General features: G+C 68.6%; 17 protein-coding genes. 10 read left to right on the top strand and 7 right to left on the bottom strand.

Translation table 11 applies throughout. The features are described from left to right. The first annotated feature begins 264 nt into the window (after window positions 1-264). Complete coding sequence (locus CLV40_RS20990; protein ID WP_104480661.1) at window positions 265-1,326, top strand: LysR family transcriptional regulator; 1,062 nt, start codon at window positions 265-267, stop codon at window positions 1,324-1,326. Here the strand turns inward: CLV40_RS20990 and CLV40_RS20985 are convergent. The 4 genes from CLV40_RS20985 to CLV40_RS20975 all read right to left on the bottom strand — a co-directional run bounded on the left by CLV40_RS20985 (window position 1,236) and on the right by CLV40_RS20975 (window position 4,026). Beyond that, window positions 1,236-2,177 (bottom strand): 3'-5' exonuclease, encoded by a 942-nt coding sequence (locus CLV40_RS20985; protein WP_104480660.1) that lies wholly within the window; start codon window positions 2,175-2,177, stop codon window positions 1,236-1,238. The two genes, CLV40_RS20990 and CLV40_RS20985, sit on opposite strands and share 91 nt — an antisense overlap. A 102-nt stretch (window positions 2,178-2,279) precedes the next feature. Next, complete coding sequence (locus CLV40_RS40375) at window positions 2,280-2,402, bottom strand: hypothetical protein (RefSeq protein ID WP_281261680.1); 123 nt, start codon at window positions 2,400-2,402, stop codon at window positions 2,280-2,282. Between the two features lie 57 nt (window positions 2,403-2,459). Next, window positions 2,460-2,807 carry a pentapeptide repeat-containing protein gene (locus tag CLV40_RS20980; RefSeq protein WP_245931438.1) on the bottom strand — a complete coding sequence of 116 codons (348 nt, stop codon included), beginning with the start codon at window positions 2,805-2,807 and terminating at the stop codon, window positions 2,460-2,462. A gap of 47 nt (window positions 2,808-2,854) precedes the next feature. Continuing rightward, window positions 2,855-4,026 (bottom strand): IS3 family transposase gene (locus tag CLV40_RS20975; protein WP_374066515.1). Its coding sequence is split into 2 segments (ribosomal slippage): window positions 2,855-3,735 and window positions 3,735-4,026, totalling 1,173 coding nucleotides; the frame shifts between segments, so codons are not numbered across the junction. A 41-nt stretch (window positions 4,027-4,067) separates the two neighbouring features. On the opposite strand from CLV40_RS20975, the gene CLV40_RS37345 reads away from it, so the two are divergent. From CLV40_RS37345 to CLV40_RS40370, 4 genes are all read left to right on the top strand, one after another. Continuing rightward, the gene (locus CLV40_RS37345) at window positions 4,068-4,292 is read left to right on the top strand and encodes a hypothetical protein (protein ID WP_146108143.1); all 225 of its coding nucleotides are present in this window, start codon (window positions 4,068-4,070) and stop codon (window positions 4,290-4,292) included. Between the two features lie 131 nt (window positions 4,293-4,423). Next, window positions 4,424-5,674, top strand: a complete 1,251-nt coding sequence (locus tag CLV40_RS20965; protein ID WP_104480657.1) for a NucA/NucB deoxyribonuclease domain-containing protein — start codon at window positions 4,424-4,426, stop codon at window positions 5,672-5,674. A gap of 7 nt (window positions 5,675-5,681) precedes the next feature. Next, window positions 5,682-6,170, top strand: coding sequence for a hypothetical protein (locus tag CLV40_RS37340; protein WP_146108142.1), 489 nt, complete (start codon window positions 5,682-5,684; stop codon window positions 6,168-6,170). A 157-nt stretch (window positions 6,171-6,327) separates the two neighbouring features. Continuing rightward, window positions 6,328-6,462: a hypothetical protein gene (locus CLV40_RS40370; protein ID WP_281261679.1), complete on the top strand. Its 135-nt coding sequence runs from the start codon at window positions 6,328-6,330 to the stop codon at window positions 6,460-6,462. A gap of 89 nt (window positions 6,463-6,551) precedes the next feature. Here CLV40_RS40370 and CLV40_RS20955 read toward each other — a convergent pair whose 3' ends face one another. Together CLV40_RS20955 and CLV40_RS20950 are read right to left on the bottom strand one after the other, a co-directional pair. Continuing rightward, window positions 6,552-7,436, bottom strand: coding sequence for an IS3 family transposase (locus CLV40_RS20955; RefSeq protein WP_104480655.1), 885 nt, complete (start codon window positions 7,434-7,436; stop codon window positions 6,552-6,554). Continuing rightward, on the bottom strand, window positions 7,433-7,726 hold the full coding sequence (locus CLV40_RS20950) for a transposase (RefSeq protein WP_181043631.1): 294 nt from the start codon (window positions 7,724-7,726) through the stop codon (window positions 7,433-7,435). Before CLV40_RS20950 ends, CLV40_RS20955 begins: the two co-directional genes overlap by 4 nt. A 189-nt stretch (window positions 7,727-7,915) precedes the next feature. Here CLV40_RS20950 and CLV40_RS20945 point away from each other — a divergent pair, with 189 nt between their 5' ends. Beyond that, window positions 7,916-8,695, top strand: coding sequence for a transposase family protein (locus tag CLV40_RS20945; protein WP_104480653.1), 780 nt, complete (start codon window positions 7,916-7,918; stop codon window positions 8,693-8,695). Here CLV40_RS20945 and CLV40_RS20940 read toward each other — a convergent pair. Then, window positions 8,674-9,069, bottom strand: coding sequence for a hypothetical protein (locus tag CLV40_RS20940; RefSeq protein ID WP_104480652.1), 396 nt, complete (start codon window positions 9,067-9,069; stop codon window positions 8,674-8,676). The genes CLV40_RS20945 and CLV40_RS20940 overlap by 22 nt on opposite strands. A gap of 567 nt (window positions 9,070-9,636) precedes the next feature. Here CLV40_RS20940 and CLV40_RS20935 point away from each other — a divergent pair. Genes CLV40_RS20935 through CLV40_RS20920 form a run of 4 tightly spaced genes read left to right on the top strand, consistent with a single transcriptional unit; the run spans window position 9,637 to window position 14,603 of the window. Further along, window positions 9,637-11,250 (top strand): ABC transporter substrate-binding protein, encoded by a 1,614-nt coding sequence (locus CLV40_RS20935; RefSeq protein ID WP_219824053.1) that lies wholly within the window; start codon window positions 9,637-9,639, stop codon window positions 11,248-11,250. Then, complete coding sequence (locus tag CLV40_RS20930; RefSeq protein WP_245931430.1) at window positions 11,247-12,194, top strand: ABC transporter permease; 948 nt, start codon at window positions 11,247-11,249, stop codon at window positions 12,192-12,194. Before CLV40_RS20935 ends, CLV40_RS20930 begins: the two co-directional genes overlap by 4 nt. Next, window positions 12,191-13,036 carry an ABC transporter permease gene (locus tag CLV40_RS20925; RefSeq protein WP_104480650.1) on the top strand — a complete coding sequence of 282 codons (846 nt, stop codon included), beginning with the start codon at window positions 12,191-12,193 and terminating at the stop codon, window positions 13,034-13,036. The genes CLV40_RS20930 and CLV40_RS20925 overlap by 4 nt, the downstream gene beginning before the upstream one ends. Beyond that, window positions 13,026-14,603, top strand: a complete 1,578-nt coding sequence (locus tag CLV40_RS20920) for an ATP-binding cassette domain-containing protein (RefSeq protein ID WP_104480649.1) — start codon at window positions 13,026-13,028, stop codon at window positions 14,601-14,603. Before CLV40_RS20925 ends, CLV40_RS20920 begins: the two co-directional genes overlap by 11 nt. Window positions 14,604-14,612: the final 9 nt, after the last annotated feature.

Below are 14,612 nucleotides of genomic sequence, written 5' to 3'. Positions count from 1 at the left end.
ACCTCGTCGGTGGCGATGCTGCGAGCGATCACGCGGAACCTCCGCTTCCCCAGGCGCTCCTCATGGGGCGCCACCGCGGGCGAGCCCGGCCGGGCACACCACCACAGATGTTCGGTCGAACAGTATCGTGTCTGGAGTTGTTCGTCCGGACATTTGTAGGACAGTTCGGCGGGAAGTGCGATCAACGACAGTCAAACTGTCCGAGCGGACAATTCCCCTGTCAGGCTGGGTGCTGTGGGGACCTGCGGCGGGGAGCGAGGAGACGTGGCGCCGGACACCGGAGACGACGGCGAGGCGGCGGAGGTTCTGGCGGCGCTGCTCGGCTGCCCGCCGGAGATACTCGACGTCAGCCTGGACCAACTGCGCACCCTGGCCGTCGTGCACGCCACCGGCACCGCGCAACGCGCCGCCCGCGCGCTGGGCCGCGAGCAGTCCAGCGTGCAGAAGCAACTCGACAACATCAACAAGGCCGCGACCCGCCTGGTCGGCGAGGCGCTGGTGGTCAAGCAGGGCCGGGGCAAGGACTTCCTGTTCACCCCCTCCGGCGAGGAAGTCGTCGCGCTGGCGCGCAGGACCCTGCTGTCGTGGATCGACAGCCTGCACCGCAGCCGGCGCCGGGTCGGGTCCACCGTCACCTTCGGCACCACCGAGTTCACCGTGCAGTTCCTTGGCGCCGTGTGGCCCGCGCTGCGCGAGGACTTCGAGCGCCGCGGCGTGCAGCTCAACATCGAGCACGTCCGCACCCGCGACCTGTGGCGCAAGCTCGACGGCAAGAAGGTCGACCTGGTGTGCGGCAGCTTCGCCGCCGAACCCGGCCGACCACCCACCCTGGACTACGACTTCCTGGAATGGCACCGCGAACGCGTCGCCCTGCTCACCAACCTGTCCGCCCGCGAGCTGCCCGACACCCCGGTCGGCGCCGGGCGACTGCCCGGCCTGCCGCTGCTCGCCCCGACCGCCGGGCTGCTCGCCCAGTTCCTGGGCCGCTGGTACGGCCCCGACTACCGCGGCGTGCTGCACGTCATCGCCGACATCGACTCCCTCAACTACGGCCTCAACCTGCTCACCAGCAAGCTCCTGCACGGCTGCCTGCTCACCACCGAACGCGTCGCCGACGCCGCCCTCGAGGGCCGGCTGCCCGGCCAGGGCCTGCGCAAGATCGACCTCGCCGGCGACTACGAGCCCCGCCTGGAGATCGTCACCGGCATCTTCGCCCGCAAGGGCGAACGCGGCCGCTACGCCGCCGACCACCCGCTCAACCTGCTGTGGAACGCCTTCGCCGACGCGACACCGACCCGAACCATCCCGTCGGCCCTACCGGGCTGACGGGTCGTCGCGGGCCGTGGCCTTGGCCGCGAACCACGCCGGCGGTCAGTTTGGAAAGCGCTCGTCCCTCGAGGTCGAGGCAACGATGATCGCTCGCGTTCCCGACAACCCCATATCCGACACTCGACTTGCCTAGTGAAGCGCTTGTAGATGATCACGCGGCGCCCGGCCAGTACCTCGGTCAGCGCGGGCAGTAGCTCGGCGAAGCGGGGCGCCCCGGCGACCACGGTGTCGGTGATCCCGTGGATCGCGGTCGAGTCCGGAGGGATCGGGATGCCGGGGTGGACCAGGAAGTCCAGCAGCACGGCGCCGTGCCGGTCGAGGACGGCGATCTCCACGATGCGGACGTCGCCGTGCAGCCCGGTGGTCTCGGTGTCGAGCACGACGGTGTCCGGGTCGGCCAAGACCTCGGTCGCCCACGCGGCGGCGGCCTGGTCGGCGGCGAGCATCCGCTCGTGGTCCTCGGCGGCGGCGATCATCCGCGCGTGCCGTTCGGTTTCCACGACCGGCAGGCACGTCCCGCACAGCCGGTCCTCATCCCACTTCGACACCCGCACCTGCTCGCAGCGGCGGCAGGGCACGGTGTTGGCCAGCTCCCGGCCCGCGGCCAGCACCGCGCGCTGCCGCGAGGTCACCGGCCGGATCGGGCGGGCCTGAGTGCTGTCGTAGAGCGCGCACACCCGGTGATACGGGAGCGTGGAGACCCACCCCACCGGGTGCAGCCCGGCGGGTGACAACCGCCGGCCACGCAGCGCGGTCGCGGTGAGCAGGTGCTCAGGCGCACGCCCGTCGCGGTAGACGGGCACCCCGTTCTCGTAGCGCAGCACGGGATCGGTGGTCTTCTTCGACACCGGTGGGAGCCCCTTCTCCTGGTGGTCGACGGTGATCGTCCACCGATGGTCTCGATCACCCCCGACAACGACGCGCCCGCCCGGCGGGCCAGGCCGCGAGGTTCACCCGGTCGGCTGCCTGCCGGGCCCGTTCACCGCCCGGGGGAGGGTGGCCTCGACCAGGCCGTGGGCAGGCAGCTCGATCGGCCGCGCACCTTGGCCACGGTTGCGGACGGCGGCGAGCACGGCGGTAGTGAGCCGGGGCAGCAGCAGTTTGCGCTTCGCACCGTTGCTGGGGTGCGGTCACCACCATGTGCCGCGAGTCTCCGGACTGACGATCACGCTGTCGATGCGGGTGTGCTCGTCGTGCGTTGCGTCGCTGAGGTCGGCGCCGCTGAGGTCGGCTTCGTTGAGGTTGGCGCCGCTGAGGTTGGCTTCGCTGAGGTCGGCGTGGGTGAGGTTGGCGCGGCTGAGGTTGGCGTCGCTGAGGTTGGCGCGGCTGAGGTTGGCGTGGCGGAGGTCGGCGTGGGTGAGGTTGGCGTCGCTGAAGCGGGCGCGGATGAGATGGGCTCCGGCGAGGTGGGCGTGGGTGAAGTTGGCGTAGGTGAGGTGGGCTTCGGTGAGGTTGGCGCGGGTGAGGTGGGCGCGGATGAGGTGGGTGAGGTTCCCCCCGTTTGCCGGACGCCTGCGGTGTGGGGTCAGTGGTCTTGGTCTGACCCGGTGTGCAGGGCTTCAAACGTGACGGGGCTGTGCATCCCGATGCTGGAGTGTCTGCGTTTCGGGTTGTACCAGCATTCTATCCATTCGAATATCGCGTTAGCAAGTTCATCTCGGGTTTTCCACTGTTTCCGGTCGAGAAGTTCGAGTTGGAGAGTGCCCCAGAAGGATTCCATCATGGCGTTGTCGTAGCAATCACCGATGGTGCCCATCGAAGCGAGCAGCCCGGCTGCGCGGAGACGTTGCCCGAACGCCCACGACGTATATTGGGATCCGTGATCGGAATGCAGGATTGTGTCGTTCTCTGGTTTTCGTCGCGTGATGGCCATGCCGAGGGCGTCGGTGACGAGTTCGGTGCGCATGTGGTTGTCCATGGACCAGCCGATGATCAGACGGGAATAGGTGTCCATGACCGCGGCGCAATAGACCTTGCCTTCCTCGGTCGGGTGTTCGGTGATATCGGTGATCCACAACCGGTTCGGGCCCTGGACGGTGAAGTGTCGGTTGACCAGGTCTGGAGCAGGCTCGGCCGCCGGGTCGCGCACGGTGGTCCACGAGCGTTTGCGCCGGTGGAGGCCCTGGATACCGGCCTCGCGCATGAGCCGCTCGACGCGTTTCCGGTTCACCGGCACCCCCACGCCCAGGGTAAGCTCGGCGTGCACTCTCGGTGACCCGTAGGTGCCGCGTGAATCAGCGTGGATCTGCTCGATATATTTCACCAACAACCGGTTCTCCTGGGCGCGCCCAGACAGTGGCCGGTCGCGCCATTCGTAGTATCCGGAACGGGACACGCGTAACACCCGACAGGCCACCGTGACATCAATACCGTCGTCGGCCAACTCGCGGACCAGCGGGTAGACTACTTTGGGAGGACGTTCTCCCGCGCGAAATACGCGGCAGCGCGTTTCAGGATCTCGTTCTCCATCTCAAGCTGCCGGTTCTTGCGCCGCAGCTCGGCGAGTTCCTTTTTCTCCGCGCTGGTCAACCTGGTCGCGTTGCCGCCGTTGTCGTCGGCGTCAGCCTGGGTCATCCAGTTCCGCAGGCAGGACTGACTGATTCCCAGATCCTTTGCCAGCTCGGCGATCGGTTTGCCTCCCTCGCGAGCCAGTTCGACGGCACGACGACGGAACTCAGGCGGGTGTGGTGCGGGCACAAAGACATCCTCCCTGGTGACCACAGGTCACCACAGGTCAGGTGTCCGGGCTGCGGGGGGAAGCTCAACCTTCTGGCTGGGACGCCGACCTGCCGATCGACCGGGTTCATCATGCCCCAAGCGAGCAAGCAGTGCTCGACCTGTCGACTCAACAATTGTTTGATAGTCCGCACCCAACGGTGAGTCACCTTATTTGGTGGCAATACCTCATACTTGCTGAAAATCTCCACAGCAGCACCTCTTTGAAATGTCCGAAAATCACCTGATCGGCCCCTAGCGGCCAGAGGCTTCACTTCGATCTACTGCTACCGGATCGATGAATGAAGACGCGGTCCGTCACTGAACCTGCGGTGTACCGCAAGTGTTCATCACCTGTACTCAAGAGGAAGATATCTGCATGCCCAAGAAGAGGTGGAGCGTTGCCGCCGGGGCCGTGGCGCTCGCTGGCGCAATCTTCAGTGCGGTACCTGCGGTAGCAACGCCTGCAGGTACCCCCATCACGCTCCAGGAAGCCGCTGTATCGAAAGAGAAGTTCGTAGAGCTGGCTCGGCAGTCCGAAAAGAACACCTGTCAGTTCGTCACAAAGGGTCAGGATCGGTGCATTAGCATTCAATTCCGCACCAGCCTGACGGATGCGGCAAACCACCGCGACGAGCGGGCACGGACAGGGCGCGACCCGCTTGACCAAAAGTTGCAGTCTGCTTCCCTCAGGGAGCCCGACTGCGAGTACGACTTCATCCGCATCACTTCCTGTCGATACAAGTCGTTTAGCTACATCGTCAAGGAAGTCATCAACGGTTTTCCGGGCAGAGAGATCGGCGGTCAGGATCTCGATTTCGATACCGAAGTGGCCTGGAACTACGACTCGTTGAGTTGGTTCTTGCGTAGCAGGGTCACGACCACGGAATCATGGGGGACAGAAAAGGTCCCCGTACCAGCCGTTGTAGGCACTGGCTGCGACCGGGACGCGCAAGTGTGCACGTCGACATCAGGTGGCTCCTACTCCATCAACCTCCTCAGTGACGTCACCCACACGCAGGATTGGGAGCAACAGGAGACCGGCGTCGTATCGCAAGGGCTTTCCTCGTACGTCTACCTCACCGGATACATCGGCGCCTCGATTATCATCTCACCCGTTGGCAGCCCAGGAAAAACCCTCTCCTTGAACATCGGCGACCACAACGGAGTCCGCGGGCGCTGCGACCGGGTCGTTCGGACCTACCCTGGCTGCACCGCCGCTGAAGAACCCGCCATCATCCGGTACAACGCCATCAGCCATCCGTTGGTGACCGAGGTCGCCAACCACGTCTATGACGCCGAACGGTCACTGCCGGGCAAACCCGGGTCGCTGACTCAAGGAACGGCGTTGACGCTCGGCGACGACACAACGGAGGCCGCGAACCGAGCGGTGGCATGCCCATCTGGCAATACACCTCCCGGGAAGAGCTGCGATGAATACCCTATCGCTCGCTCCAACGAAGGTGCCGCGTCAGGAAAGCCATACTCCACCAGGTACGTCGCCCCTACGGCGAATAGCTCGCAGGGAGGACTGACGGCAAACCACATCTCACTCTGCCGGATCCTGAAGAACGAAAGCTTCTACGTCTACGCTCGTCGCGCCGACGGCAGCAGCTCGTGGGACATATAATGCGCGGGTGACTGAACCAGATGTCATCATTGTTCGCTCGGCAGATGGGCAGTATCGCCTCGAAGACGCCGCCCCGGTCCGCTACCGCGATGCGTGGCCACCCCCGCAAGATGGGATGACAACCGGGGAAGAGCAGTGGTTCGCCGTCCTGACCGGGATGGAGTGGGGTCCGCTGAACGTCGGTCTTGACCTACGGGAGTCAGCACCAGCAGCCATACCGCCGGGCTGGGAGGCCGTGACTGAGCGGCGGATACACGTCACCAGTTCAGCGCTGCACTTCCTGACGACCTCGCTGGACCTCGTTCACGAACTCGCCCTGCCGACTGCCGGATGGTGGGCGGTGCGAGTCCATGTCACCGGCCGGATGAGCAGGCGCCCCAAGGAACACTCACCAGACGGGCTGGAGGAGCACCTACTACAACTCTGGCCGGTAGAGGGCGACGCACCACCGCGACTCCTTGTCGGGCCCGATGCCTACGGTGAGCTTCTGATGTGACGACGAAGCAAGCTGTGGCGGACAGGCGCCAGCCTTGCGCCTGTCCGCCACAGCACACTCCGTGCCTAGGCTGCTGGAGCCTGCCGTCCGCGGCCCTTGGGCCTCGCTGGTGCGCTTGCTTAAACGCTTCGATCGGCCGCGACCGGCGGTCATGGCCGTGACCACCACGGACGTGGTGACCAGCGTCTACGCGGGCGTGGCCCCCACCGCCGCGGGAGAGCCCCACCCGCGCGAGGTCCACGTCCGGGCCTGGATTGTTGAGGCGGTCGTTCTCGGGTTGACGGGTATGTGATTGCCCCCGGTGTGGGGCACCCACCCTCTCCGCCAGGTCAGAGGTGTTACTAACGACTGAAGTTGTCCGCGAAGACCGGACACCGGATTTCATGCCACGAGGGTGTGGCCTTGACGGTAGTCGATCCGGGTTTCGTGCGGGGTCCGGTAGTCGAGTGTCGAATGTAGACGGTCGTGGTTGTAGTAGCCGAGGTAGGCGAAGACGTCGCGTCGGGCGTCGTCGCGGGTGTCCCAGACGGTGGTGCCGATCTCGGTCTTGAGGGTGGCGAAGAACGACTCGGCGACGGCGTTGTCGTAGCACGACCCGGCCCGTCCCGCCGATGGTCGAATGCCGTGGCAGGCGAGCGCGCGGCGGAACAGCCCGGAGCTGTACTGCGTGCCGCGGTCGGCGTGGAAGATCGCCCCGTCGTCGGTCAGGCCGCGACTGGCGGCGAGGTCGAGGGCGTCGCGGACCAGTTCGGCGCGCGTGTGGTCGGCCATCGCGTGGCCGATGACCTCGCGGGTGTGCAGGTCGATCACGGTGGCCAGGTAGAGCCAGCCCTCCCGGGTGGGCAGGTAGGTGATGTCGCCGACCAGCCGTCGGCCCGGTGCCGGGGCGGTGAAGTCGCGGCTGATCAGGTCCGGCACCGATGCCACCGCGATGTCGGGCCTGGTCAGCGACCTGCGCCGCCGTCGGGTGAGACCTGCGATGCCGCGCTCGCGCATGACCCGCCCGACCCGTTTGTGGTTGACCTCCAGGCCGCGGCGGCGCAGCGCGACGACGATCCGCGGACGCCCGTAGGCACCCCGGTGCCCGGCGTGGACCTCGGCGATCTCGGCGGCCAACCCCTCGTCCGCCGCGACCCGCTCCGCCCTGGCCGGGGCGGCGGCGAGCCATTCGTAGAACCCCGGGCGTCGCACGCCCAGGACCCTGCACAGCCGAGTGACGCCGAAGACGGCGCGGTGTTCGGAGATGAACCGGTAGCTGCGGGTCAACGACCCATCTCCTTGGCAAAATAGGCTGCCGCCTTGCGCAGGATCTCCTTCTCCAACTCCAGCTCCGCCACCCGTTTGCGCAGTTCACGCAGCTCCTGCCGCTCATCGGCCGACACACCGGCGACCGGCGCGGCGGCCTGGGCTCGATCGGCGGCACGGACCCAGTTGCGCAGGGTCTCGTGGTTCACGCCCAACTCGCGGGCGACCCGCCGCAACGGCCGGTCCGACGAGCGGGCTAGCTCGACGGCGTCCTTGCGGAACTGCTCGGGGTACTTCGACTTGCCTGACACGGGGAACATCCTTCCCCAGACCGCTGTCTGGGATCAGGGTGTCCGATTCAAGGGGACAACCTCATGTTGACGTGCAAGGGTTCTTGTTGATCACAGGTTGACAGCGGTCGGTGTGGCGTTGCCTGGATGTGGCGAAGCCCCTGGTAGCAGAGGCATCGACCAAGATGTTCTGTTTGCCAGGGGCTTCACATGTTGTTCTATCGTGCCGCGCTGCCGTTGTCACCTCGGACCCTGAGGTTCGTGTCCGGGCTGATCCGTGCTCGTCGGAAGGGGTTGGGGTCGGTGTGGCGCAAGCTCGACCCTGGGCGCCAGGCCCTGCTGGTGCTCGTCCATCTGCGCAAAGGCGAGCCGTTCGCCGAGGTGGGCGCCGGTTTCGGGGTGTCGACCACGACCTGCTGGCGCTATGTCAACGAGACCGTCGAGCTGCTGGCCCGGCGGTCCTCGAAGCTACGGCAGGCGCTGCGCGATGCGAAACGCCAAGGCCATGCCTACGTGATCATCGACGGCACGCTGATCCCGATCGACCGCATCGCCGCCGACCGGCCCTTCTACTCCGGCAAACACAAGATCCACGGGATGAACCTGCAGGTCGTTGCGTCACCCGACGGAACGATCCTATGGGTGTCCGGTGATCTGCCCGGCAGCACCCACGACACCGCCGCGGCCCGCATCTGGAACATCCTCGCCGCGCTGCGCGAGGCCGGGCTGCTCGCCCTGGCCGACAAGGGCTACCACGGCTACGACCCGACCGGGCGGCAGGTCATGACACCGTATAAAGGGCGGAACAAGCCCGAGTCACAGAAAGACGCCAACCGCGCCCACGCCCGCCTGCGCGGACCAGGCGAACGCGCCAACGCCCAACTCAAGACCTGGCGCGTCCTGCGCAAACTCCGCTGCTGCCCACGCCGCACCGGACGCCTCGCCAAGGCAATCCACGTCCTACAGACCTACGAGGTCACCGCAGGATGAAAAGGACTCACTGGCCATATGACGCGATCGCGCGATGCGATGAGCGACTGAATGGCGTCGGCGATTGAGACAAGGGCCAGTTCGCGGGTAACCGCCCATATCTGGTCGTGGCCGACGGTGTCGCCGTCCACGGGCATCTCCGGCCGATGCCCGAGCTCCGCCTCGGCCTGGTCAAGGACTGCGGGCACCAGTTCGGCCACCAAGTCCTGTTGTCGTTGTGCGGCCAGTTTCTCGACGTACCAGGCAGGTGCGCTCCCGTGGCTGTCGAACACCTCTTCCAGCCACGGTCGCACCAATGGGTCGTGGACCTCGGGCCCGAGTGCGGCTTCGAGGTCCACGACCCAGGAACTCACCAGATCATCCCAGCGGTCCACACGCCGTACCTGCCGGAGTAGAAAAGGGTGCCTGCTGCGATGAACGTCATCTTGTCCCATGGTCCAAGATAGCAGGTGAATCTTCCCCAGCACTTGTACCCACCGCGAGCGCCGGATTTCAGATTGGAGAACCAGCTCCCGTGGAAGAGGTAGCCTCCCAGTTCTCCGTGGGAGTAACTGCCGCCGGCGACGCTCCATCCGTTCGCCGTGAAGGAGTACCTGAACCCGGCGTGGATGTAGGCCGTCGTCGCCCAGCCTCGGAGCCGGAACCACCATTGCAGTGAGCACGAGGTCGTTGGCCCGCGGGCGGACAGCCTTCATCCGGGTGGATGCCTGCCTTCCGGCCCGTTCCGCCTATCGAGTGGTTGTTCCCGGTGTCGCGCGACACGAATGGCGCGTCCCGATTCGGCCGCGCGGTGACCGCGTCGGGTGTTGGGGACGTGTTTGGTCGTCGCACGGGGTGCCGGGCCGGTTGGTCCCGCATGGTGGGAATGCTTGGTGATCGATTAGAACGGGTCACGAGTCTGTCGCCACTTGTGCGGTCCGAATGGAACCGGAGGGCGACGGGTGAGACGGTGGCGGGAGCGGATGGCCGCGCTGGCGGTGGCGATCGCCTTGGTGGGGGTGTCGGCGTGCGGGGTGCGCGGCGCGGGAGCCGGTGGCGACCGGTTGGTGTTCGCCACCGGGCAGACACCGCAGTGCCTGGACCCGCAGGTCAGCCCGCAGGACATCGTGGCGACGATCGATCGCAACATCTTCGACTCGCTGGTGGTGTTCACCCGTGACGGTCGGTTCGAGCCGTGGTTGGCGACCCGGTGGGACATCTCGGCAGACGGCTTGCGCTACACCTTCCACCTGCGTCCCGGTGTTCGTTTCCACGACGGCACCCCGCTCGACGCCGCCGCTGTGGCCGCGACCCTGGACCACGCGGTCGCGCCGGAGACCAAGTCCCAGTACGCCGCGGGGCTCATCGACGCCTACGACCGGTCCGAGGTGGTCGGTCCCACCGAGATCCGGATCCACCTCAAGCGGCCCAGCGCGCCCTTCCTGCAGGCGCTGAGCACCGCCTACCTCGGCATCCAGTCGCCCAAGTCATTGCGGGAGAACAAGGGTGCGCTCTGCGGCAAGCCGGTGGGATCGGGGCCGTTCTCCTTCCGCCGCTGGAGCAAGAACAGCGCCATCGAACTCGACCGCAACCCCGACTACGACTGGGGGCCGAGCACCGCCGCGCACACCGGGCCCGCGCTGGTCCCCGGCCTCACCATCCGGTTGATCTCGGAGAACGCCTCCCGGTTCGGCGCGCTCACCAGCGGCCAGGTCGACGTCATCGATCAGGTGCCGCCCGCGAACGTGCCCTCGCTCAAGCGGTTCGACGCGTTGCGCTACAGCCGCGCCGAATCCCCGGGCATCGTTTCCGCGGTCATGTTCAACCCCGTGCGCGGCGTGCTCGCCGACGAACAGGTGCGTCGGGCGGTGCTGCGCGCGATCGATGTCGACGGACTGGTTCGATCTGTCCACTTCGGACAATTTGATCGGGCCTGGAGTCCACTCGGTCCGACCACCCCCGGTTACGCACGGGGGCTGGAGGGCACCTGGCCACACGACCCGGCGGCCGCCGGTGCGCTGCTGGACGCGGCGGGCTGGACCGGCCGGGACGCGCGGGGTTACCGCACCCGCGACGGTGTGCGGCTGGTGCTGCGCTGGCCCTACGCGGCCACTTACCAGTCTTCGATGGTCACCACCGCCCAGGGGGTGCAGGCCGAGCTGAAGAAGGTCGGCATCCAGTTGGACTACACCGGTGTCGACACCGGCACCTTCGGCGAACTGCTGGAAACCGGAGACCTGGACATGTTCGCCACCAGCTTCATCCGCGCGGACCCCGACATCCTCAACTTCTTCCTGGAGAGCGGGAAGACCCGGGACAACGGCGGCGGCAACGTCTTCGCCCAGCGCCACCCGGAACTCGACCGGCTGCTGCTCGCGGGGCACACCGAACTCGACCCCCTGGCACGGGCCGACCTCTACGCCGCCTCTCAGCGCTACGTCGTCGACCACGCGCTGATCCTGCCGCTGTGGGTGCCCGCGGCACTGGTCGGGTACACCGACCGGGTGCGCGGCCTCGCCTCGGACCCGGTGGGTTTCCCGCTGTTCTACGACGTGGACCTGCGGGGCCGGGCGTGAGGGGCGTGGCGCGCCGCGTGGCGCTCACCCTGTTCGTGGTGTGGGGCGCGGCCACGGCCGCCTTCCTCGCGTTGCACCTGATGCCGGGTGACCCGGTGCTCACCATGCTCGGCGACGCGCTGCCGCCCGCGGATCGGGTGGCGCGGATCCGCGCCGAACTCGGCCTCGACCAGCCGCTGGCCGAGCAGTACCTCGCGTACCTGGGCAGGTTGGTGCGCGGCGACCTCGGTCGCTCCTACCAGTTGGAGGCACCGGTCGCCTCGGTGCTGGGCGAGCAAGTCGGCGCCACCGCCGCGCTGGCACTGAGCGGGTTCGGGCTGGCGCTCGTGGTGTCGGTGCCGCTGGCCCTGGCCACCGCGGGGCGCCGCCCCGCCTTGCGCAGGTTCGTGACCACCCTGGAACTGGTCGCCATCTCCACCCCGTCGTTCTGGATCGGCGTGCTGCTGCTGAGCCTGCTGTCCTTCCGCCTGCGGTGGTTCCCGGTCGCGGGCGGGGACGGTGTACCCGGGTTGGTGCTGCCCGCGGTCACCCTGGCGATCGGGCTCACCGGGGTGTTCTCCCAGGTGCTGCGCGACGGCGTCGAGCGCGCCCTACGAGAGCCGTTCGTGCTCAGCGCCCGGGCCCGCGGCAGCTCGGAAGCGGCGGTGCGGCGCGCGCACGCCCTGCGCCACGCGGCGATCCCCCTGCTCACCCTGTCCGGGTGGACCATCGGCACGCTGCTGTCCGGTGCGGTGGTGGTGGAGACGGTGTTCACCAGACAGGGCCTCGGCCGGGTGCTGGCCACCGCCATCGCCGCACGGGACATGCCGGTGGTCACCGGGATCGTGGTGCTGGCCGCCGCTGTGTTCGCCGTGCTGAACCTCGTGGTCGACCTGCTGTACCAGGTCGCCGACCCCCGGTTGGCCGGGCGCGCGAGCCCCCGGCCGGAAGGAGTGCCGCGATGACCGCGGAACCGACCGCGCGCGCCCGATCCGGCTTCCGGCCTGCGCTGTGGCTCGCGTACCTGGTGCTGGCGCTGGTCGTGCTGGCCGCGGTGTGGCCATCGCTGGTGGCGACGCACCCGCCGGACGCCATCGATCTGGGCGCCCCGGTGGCCGGGCCGAGCCCCGCGCACCTGTTCGGCACGGACGTGCTGGGCCGTGACACCTTCAGCCGGGTGGTGCACGGTGCCCGCTGGTCGCTGGTGATCGGTCTCGGCGCGACGTCCCTGGCCCTGGTCGTCGGCGCGCTGCTCGGCGTGCTCTCCGCGAGCGGACCGCGCCTGCTGGACGAGGCGATCGGCCGCGCGACCGACATCCTGCTGGCCTTCCCCGGCCTGCTGCTCGCACTGCTCGTCGTGGCGGTCCTCGGACCCGGCGCGCTCAACGCCACGATCGCCATCGGCTGCTCGACCGTGCCCGGTTTCGTCCGCCTCGCCCGCGGCCAGGCCCTGGTCGTGCGGGAGTCCGGGTACGTGCGCGCCGCCGTGGTCCTCGGGCACTCGCCCGCGCGGATCCACGCCCGGCACGTGCTGCCCAACGCGGTGCCGCCGCTGCTGGTCTTCGCGACCGTCACCGCAGGCACCGCGATCATCTCGGGGTCCGCGCTGAGCTTCCTCGGCCTGGGACCGAAAGCGCCGACCCCCGAGTGGGGCGCGATGCTCGCCGACGGCCGGGACTTCCTCGACACCGCCTGGGCGCTGGCGGTGTTCCCCGGCCTCGCGGTCACCGCGACCGTGGTTGCCGTCAACGTCGTCGGCGCCGACCTGCGGCGCCGTTTCGAGGGGAGTCCGGCCGATGGGAACTGAGCCGCTGCTGGCCGTGGAGGGGTTGCGGGTCGAGTTCCGCGTCGGCCGCGGGGTGGTTGAGGCGGTGCGCGGTGTTGGGTTCACCCTGACGGCCGGGCGGTGCCTGGCGATCGTCGGGGAGTCCGGGTCCGGCAAGAGCGTGACCGCGCGCGCGTTGCTTGGTCTGGTCGGTCCCGGGTCGCGGGTGAGCGCGGACCGGATGGAGTTGGCGGGCACCGACCTGCGGTCGCTGACCGAACGCCGCTGGCGCGGTGTGCGCGGCGCGCGGATCGGCCTGGTCTCCCAGGACGCGCTGGTGTCGCTGGATCCCCTGCGCACGGTGGGCGCGGAGATCACCGAGGTGCTGCGCAACCACCCGCGGCCGGACGCCCCGACGCCGGTCGACCTGCTGGCGCGCGTGCACGTGCCCGAACCGGCTGAGCGGGCCAGGCAGCGGCCGCACGAGCTGTCCGGTGGGCTGCGCCAGCGCGCGTTGATCGCCACCGGGTTGGCGGGTGGTCCCGCCGTGCTCATCGCCGACGAGCCGACCACCGCGCTCGACGTCACCGTGCAGGCGAAGGTGCTGGCCCTGCTGGCCGAGGAGCGCGACCGCGGCATGGCGGTCCTGCTCATCTCCCACGACCTCCCGCTGGTGGCCTCCTTCGCCGACGACGTCGCGGTCATGCGGCACGGGCGGATCGTCGAGAGCGGCCCGGTGGGGCAGGTCTTGACCGCGCCCCGGCACGAGTACACCAAGACGCTGCTGGCGGCCATGCCGGGCGCCGCCCCCAAACCGCCGCCACCGCACCGCGAACACGTCGAGGCGTTGCGCGTCGACCAGGTCACCCTCGCCCACCCCGGTGCCGACCCGGCGATCCGCCGGGGGGTCTTCGACGTCTCGTTCGCGCTCGCCGCTGGCGAGGTGCTGGGGGTGGTGGGGGAGTCCGGTGCGGGCAAGAGCACCCTGGCCGAGCTGCTGCTCGGGCTGCGGTCACCGCACCAGGGCGTGGTGACCCTTGGCGGGCAGCCGTGGTCGCGGCTGTCGGCGCGGGATCGCCGCCCCCTGCGACGCCGGGTGCAGCTGATCCAGCAGGACCCGCTCGGCTCGTTCGACCCGCGCCACCGGGTCGAACGGATCATCGGTGACGCGCTGCCCGGACCCGGCCGCGCGGCGCGGGTGGGCGAGCTGCTCGAGCTGGTCGGGTTGCCCGACGACGTGCGCTCCCGCCACCCCCGGCAGCTCTCGGGCGGTCAGCGGCAGCGCGTCGCCATCGCCCGCGCGCTGGCCCCCGGACCCGAGGTCCTGGTGTGCGACGAGCCGGTGTCGGCGCTGGACGCCTCGGTGCGTGCCAGGGTGCTGCGGCTGCTGCTGGACCTGCGCCGCGGACTGGGGGTGGCGCTGGTGTTCATCTCCCACGACCTCGGGGTTGTCCGGGAAGTCAGCGACCGGGTGCTGGTGCTGCGCGGTGGTCAGGTTGTGGAGGAGGGCGAGACCGAGCGGGTGTTCGCCGAGCCCGCGCACGAGTACACCCGCGAGCTGCTCGCCGCCGTGCCCGCGCGGCCCGCGGTCGTGTCGCGTGTGGACTGAGCGGTCTCG

Origin of the sequence: Actinokineospora auranticolor (assembly GCF_002934265.1) — a bacterium.
GTDB lineage: Bacteria > Actinomycetota > Actinomycetes > Mycobacteriales > Pseudonocardiaceae > Actinokineospora > Actinokineospora auranticolor.
Note: the sequence above shows the minus strand (reverse complement) of the source record. Positions and strands in the feature narration are given on the sequence as shown.

Bases quoted from the DNA above. Each gene is read 5' to 3' on its own strand.
- CLV40_RS20965 (WP_104480657.1), top strand. From the start codon at position 4,424: ATGCCCAAGAAGAGGTGGAGCGTTGCCGCCGGGGCCGTGGCGCTCGCT.
- CLV40_RS20945 (WP_104480653.1), top strand. From the start codon at position 7,916: ATGTTGTTCTATCGTGCCGCGCTGCCGTTGTCACCTCGGACCCTGAGG.
- CLV40_RS20925 (WP_104480650.1), top strand. From the start codon at position 12,191: ATGACCGCGGAACCGACCGCGCGCGCCCGATCCGGCTTCCGGCCTGCG.
- CLV40_RS20920 (WP_104480649.1), top strand. From the start codon at position 13,026: ATGGGAACTGAGCCGCTGCTGGCCGTGGAGGGGTTGCGGGTCGAGTTC.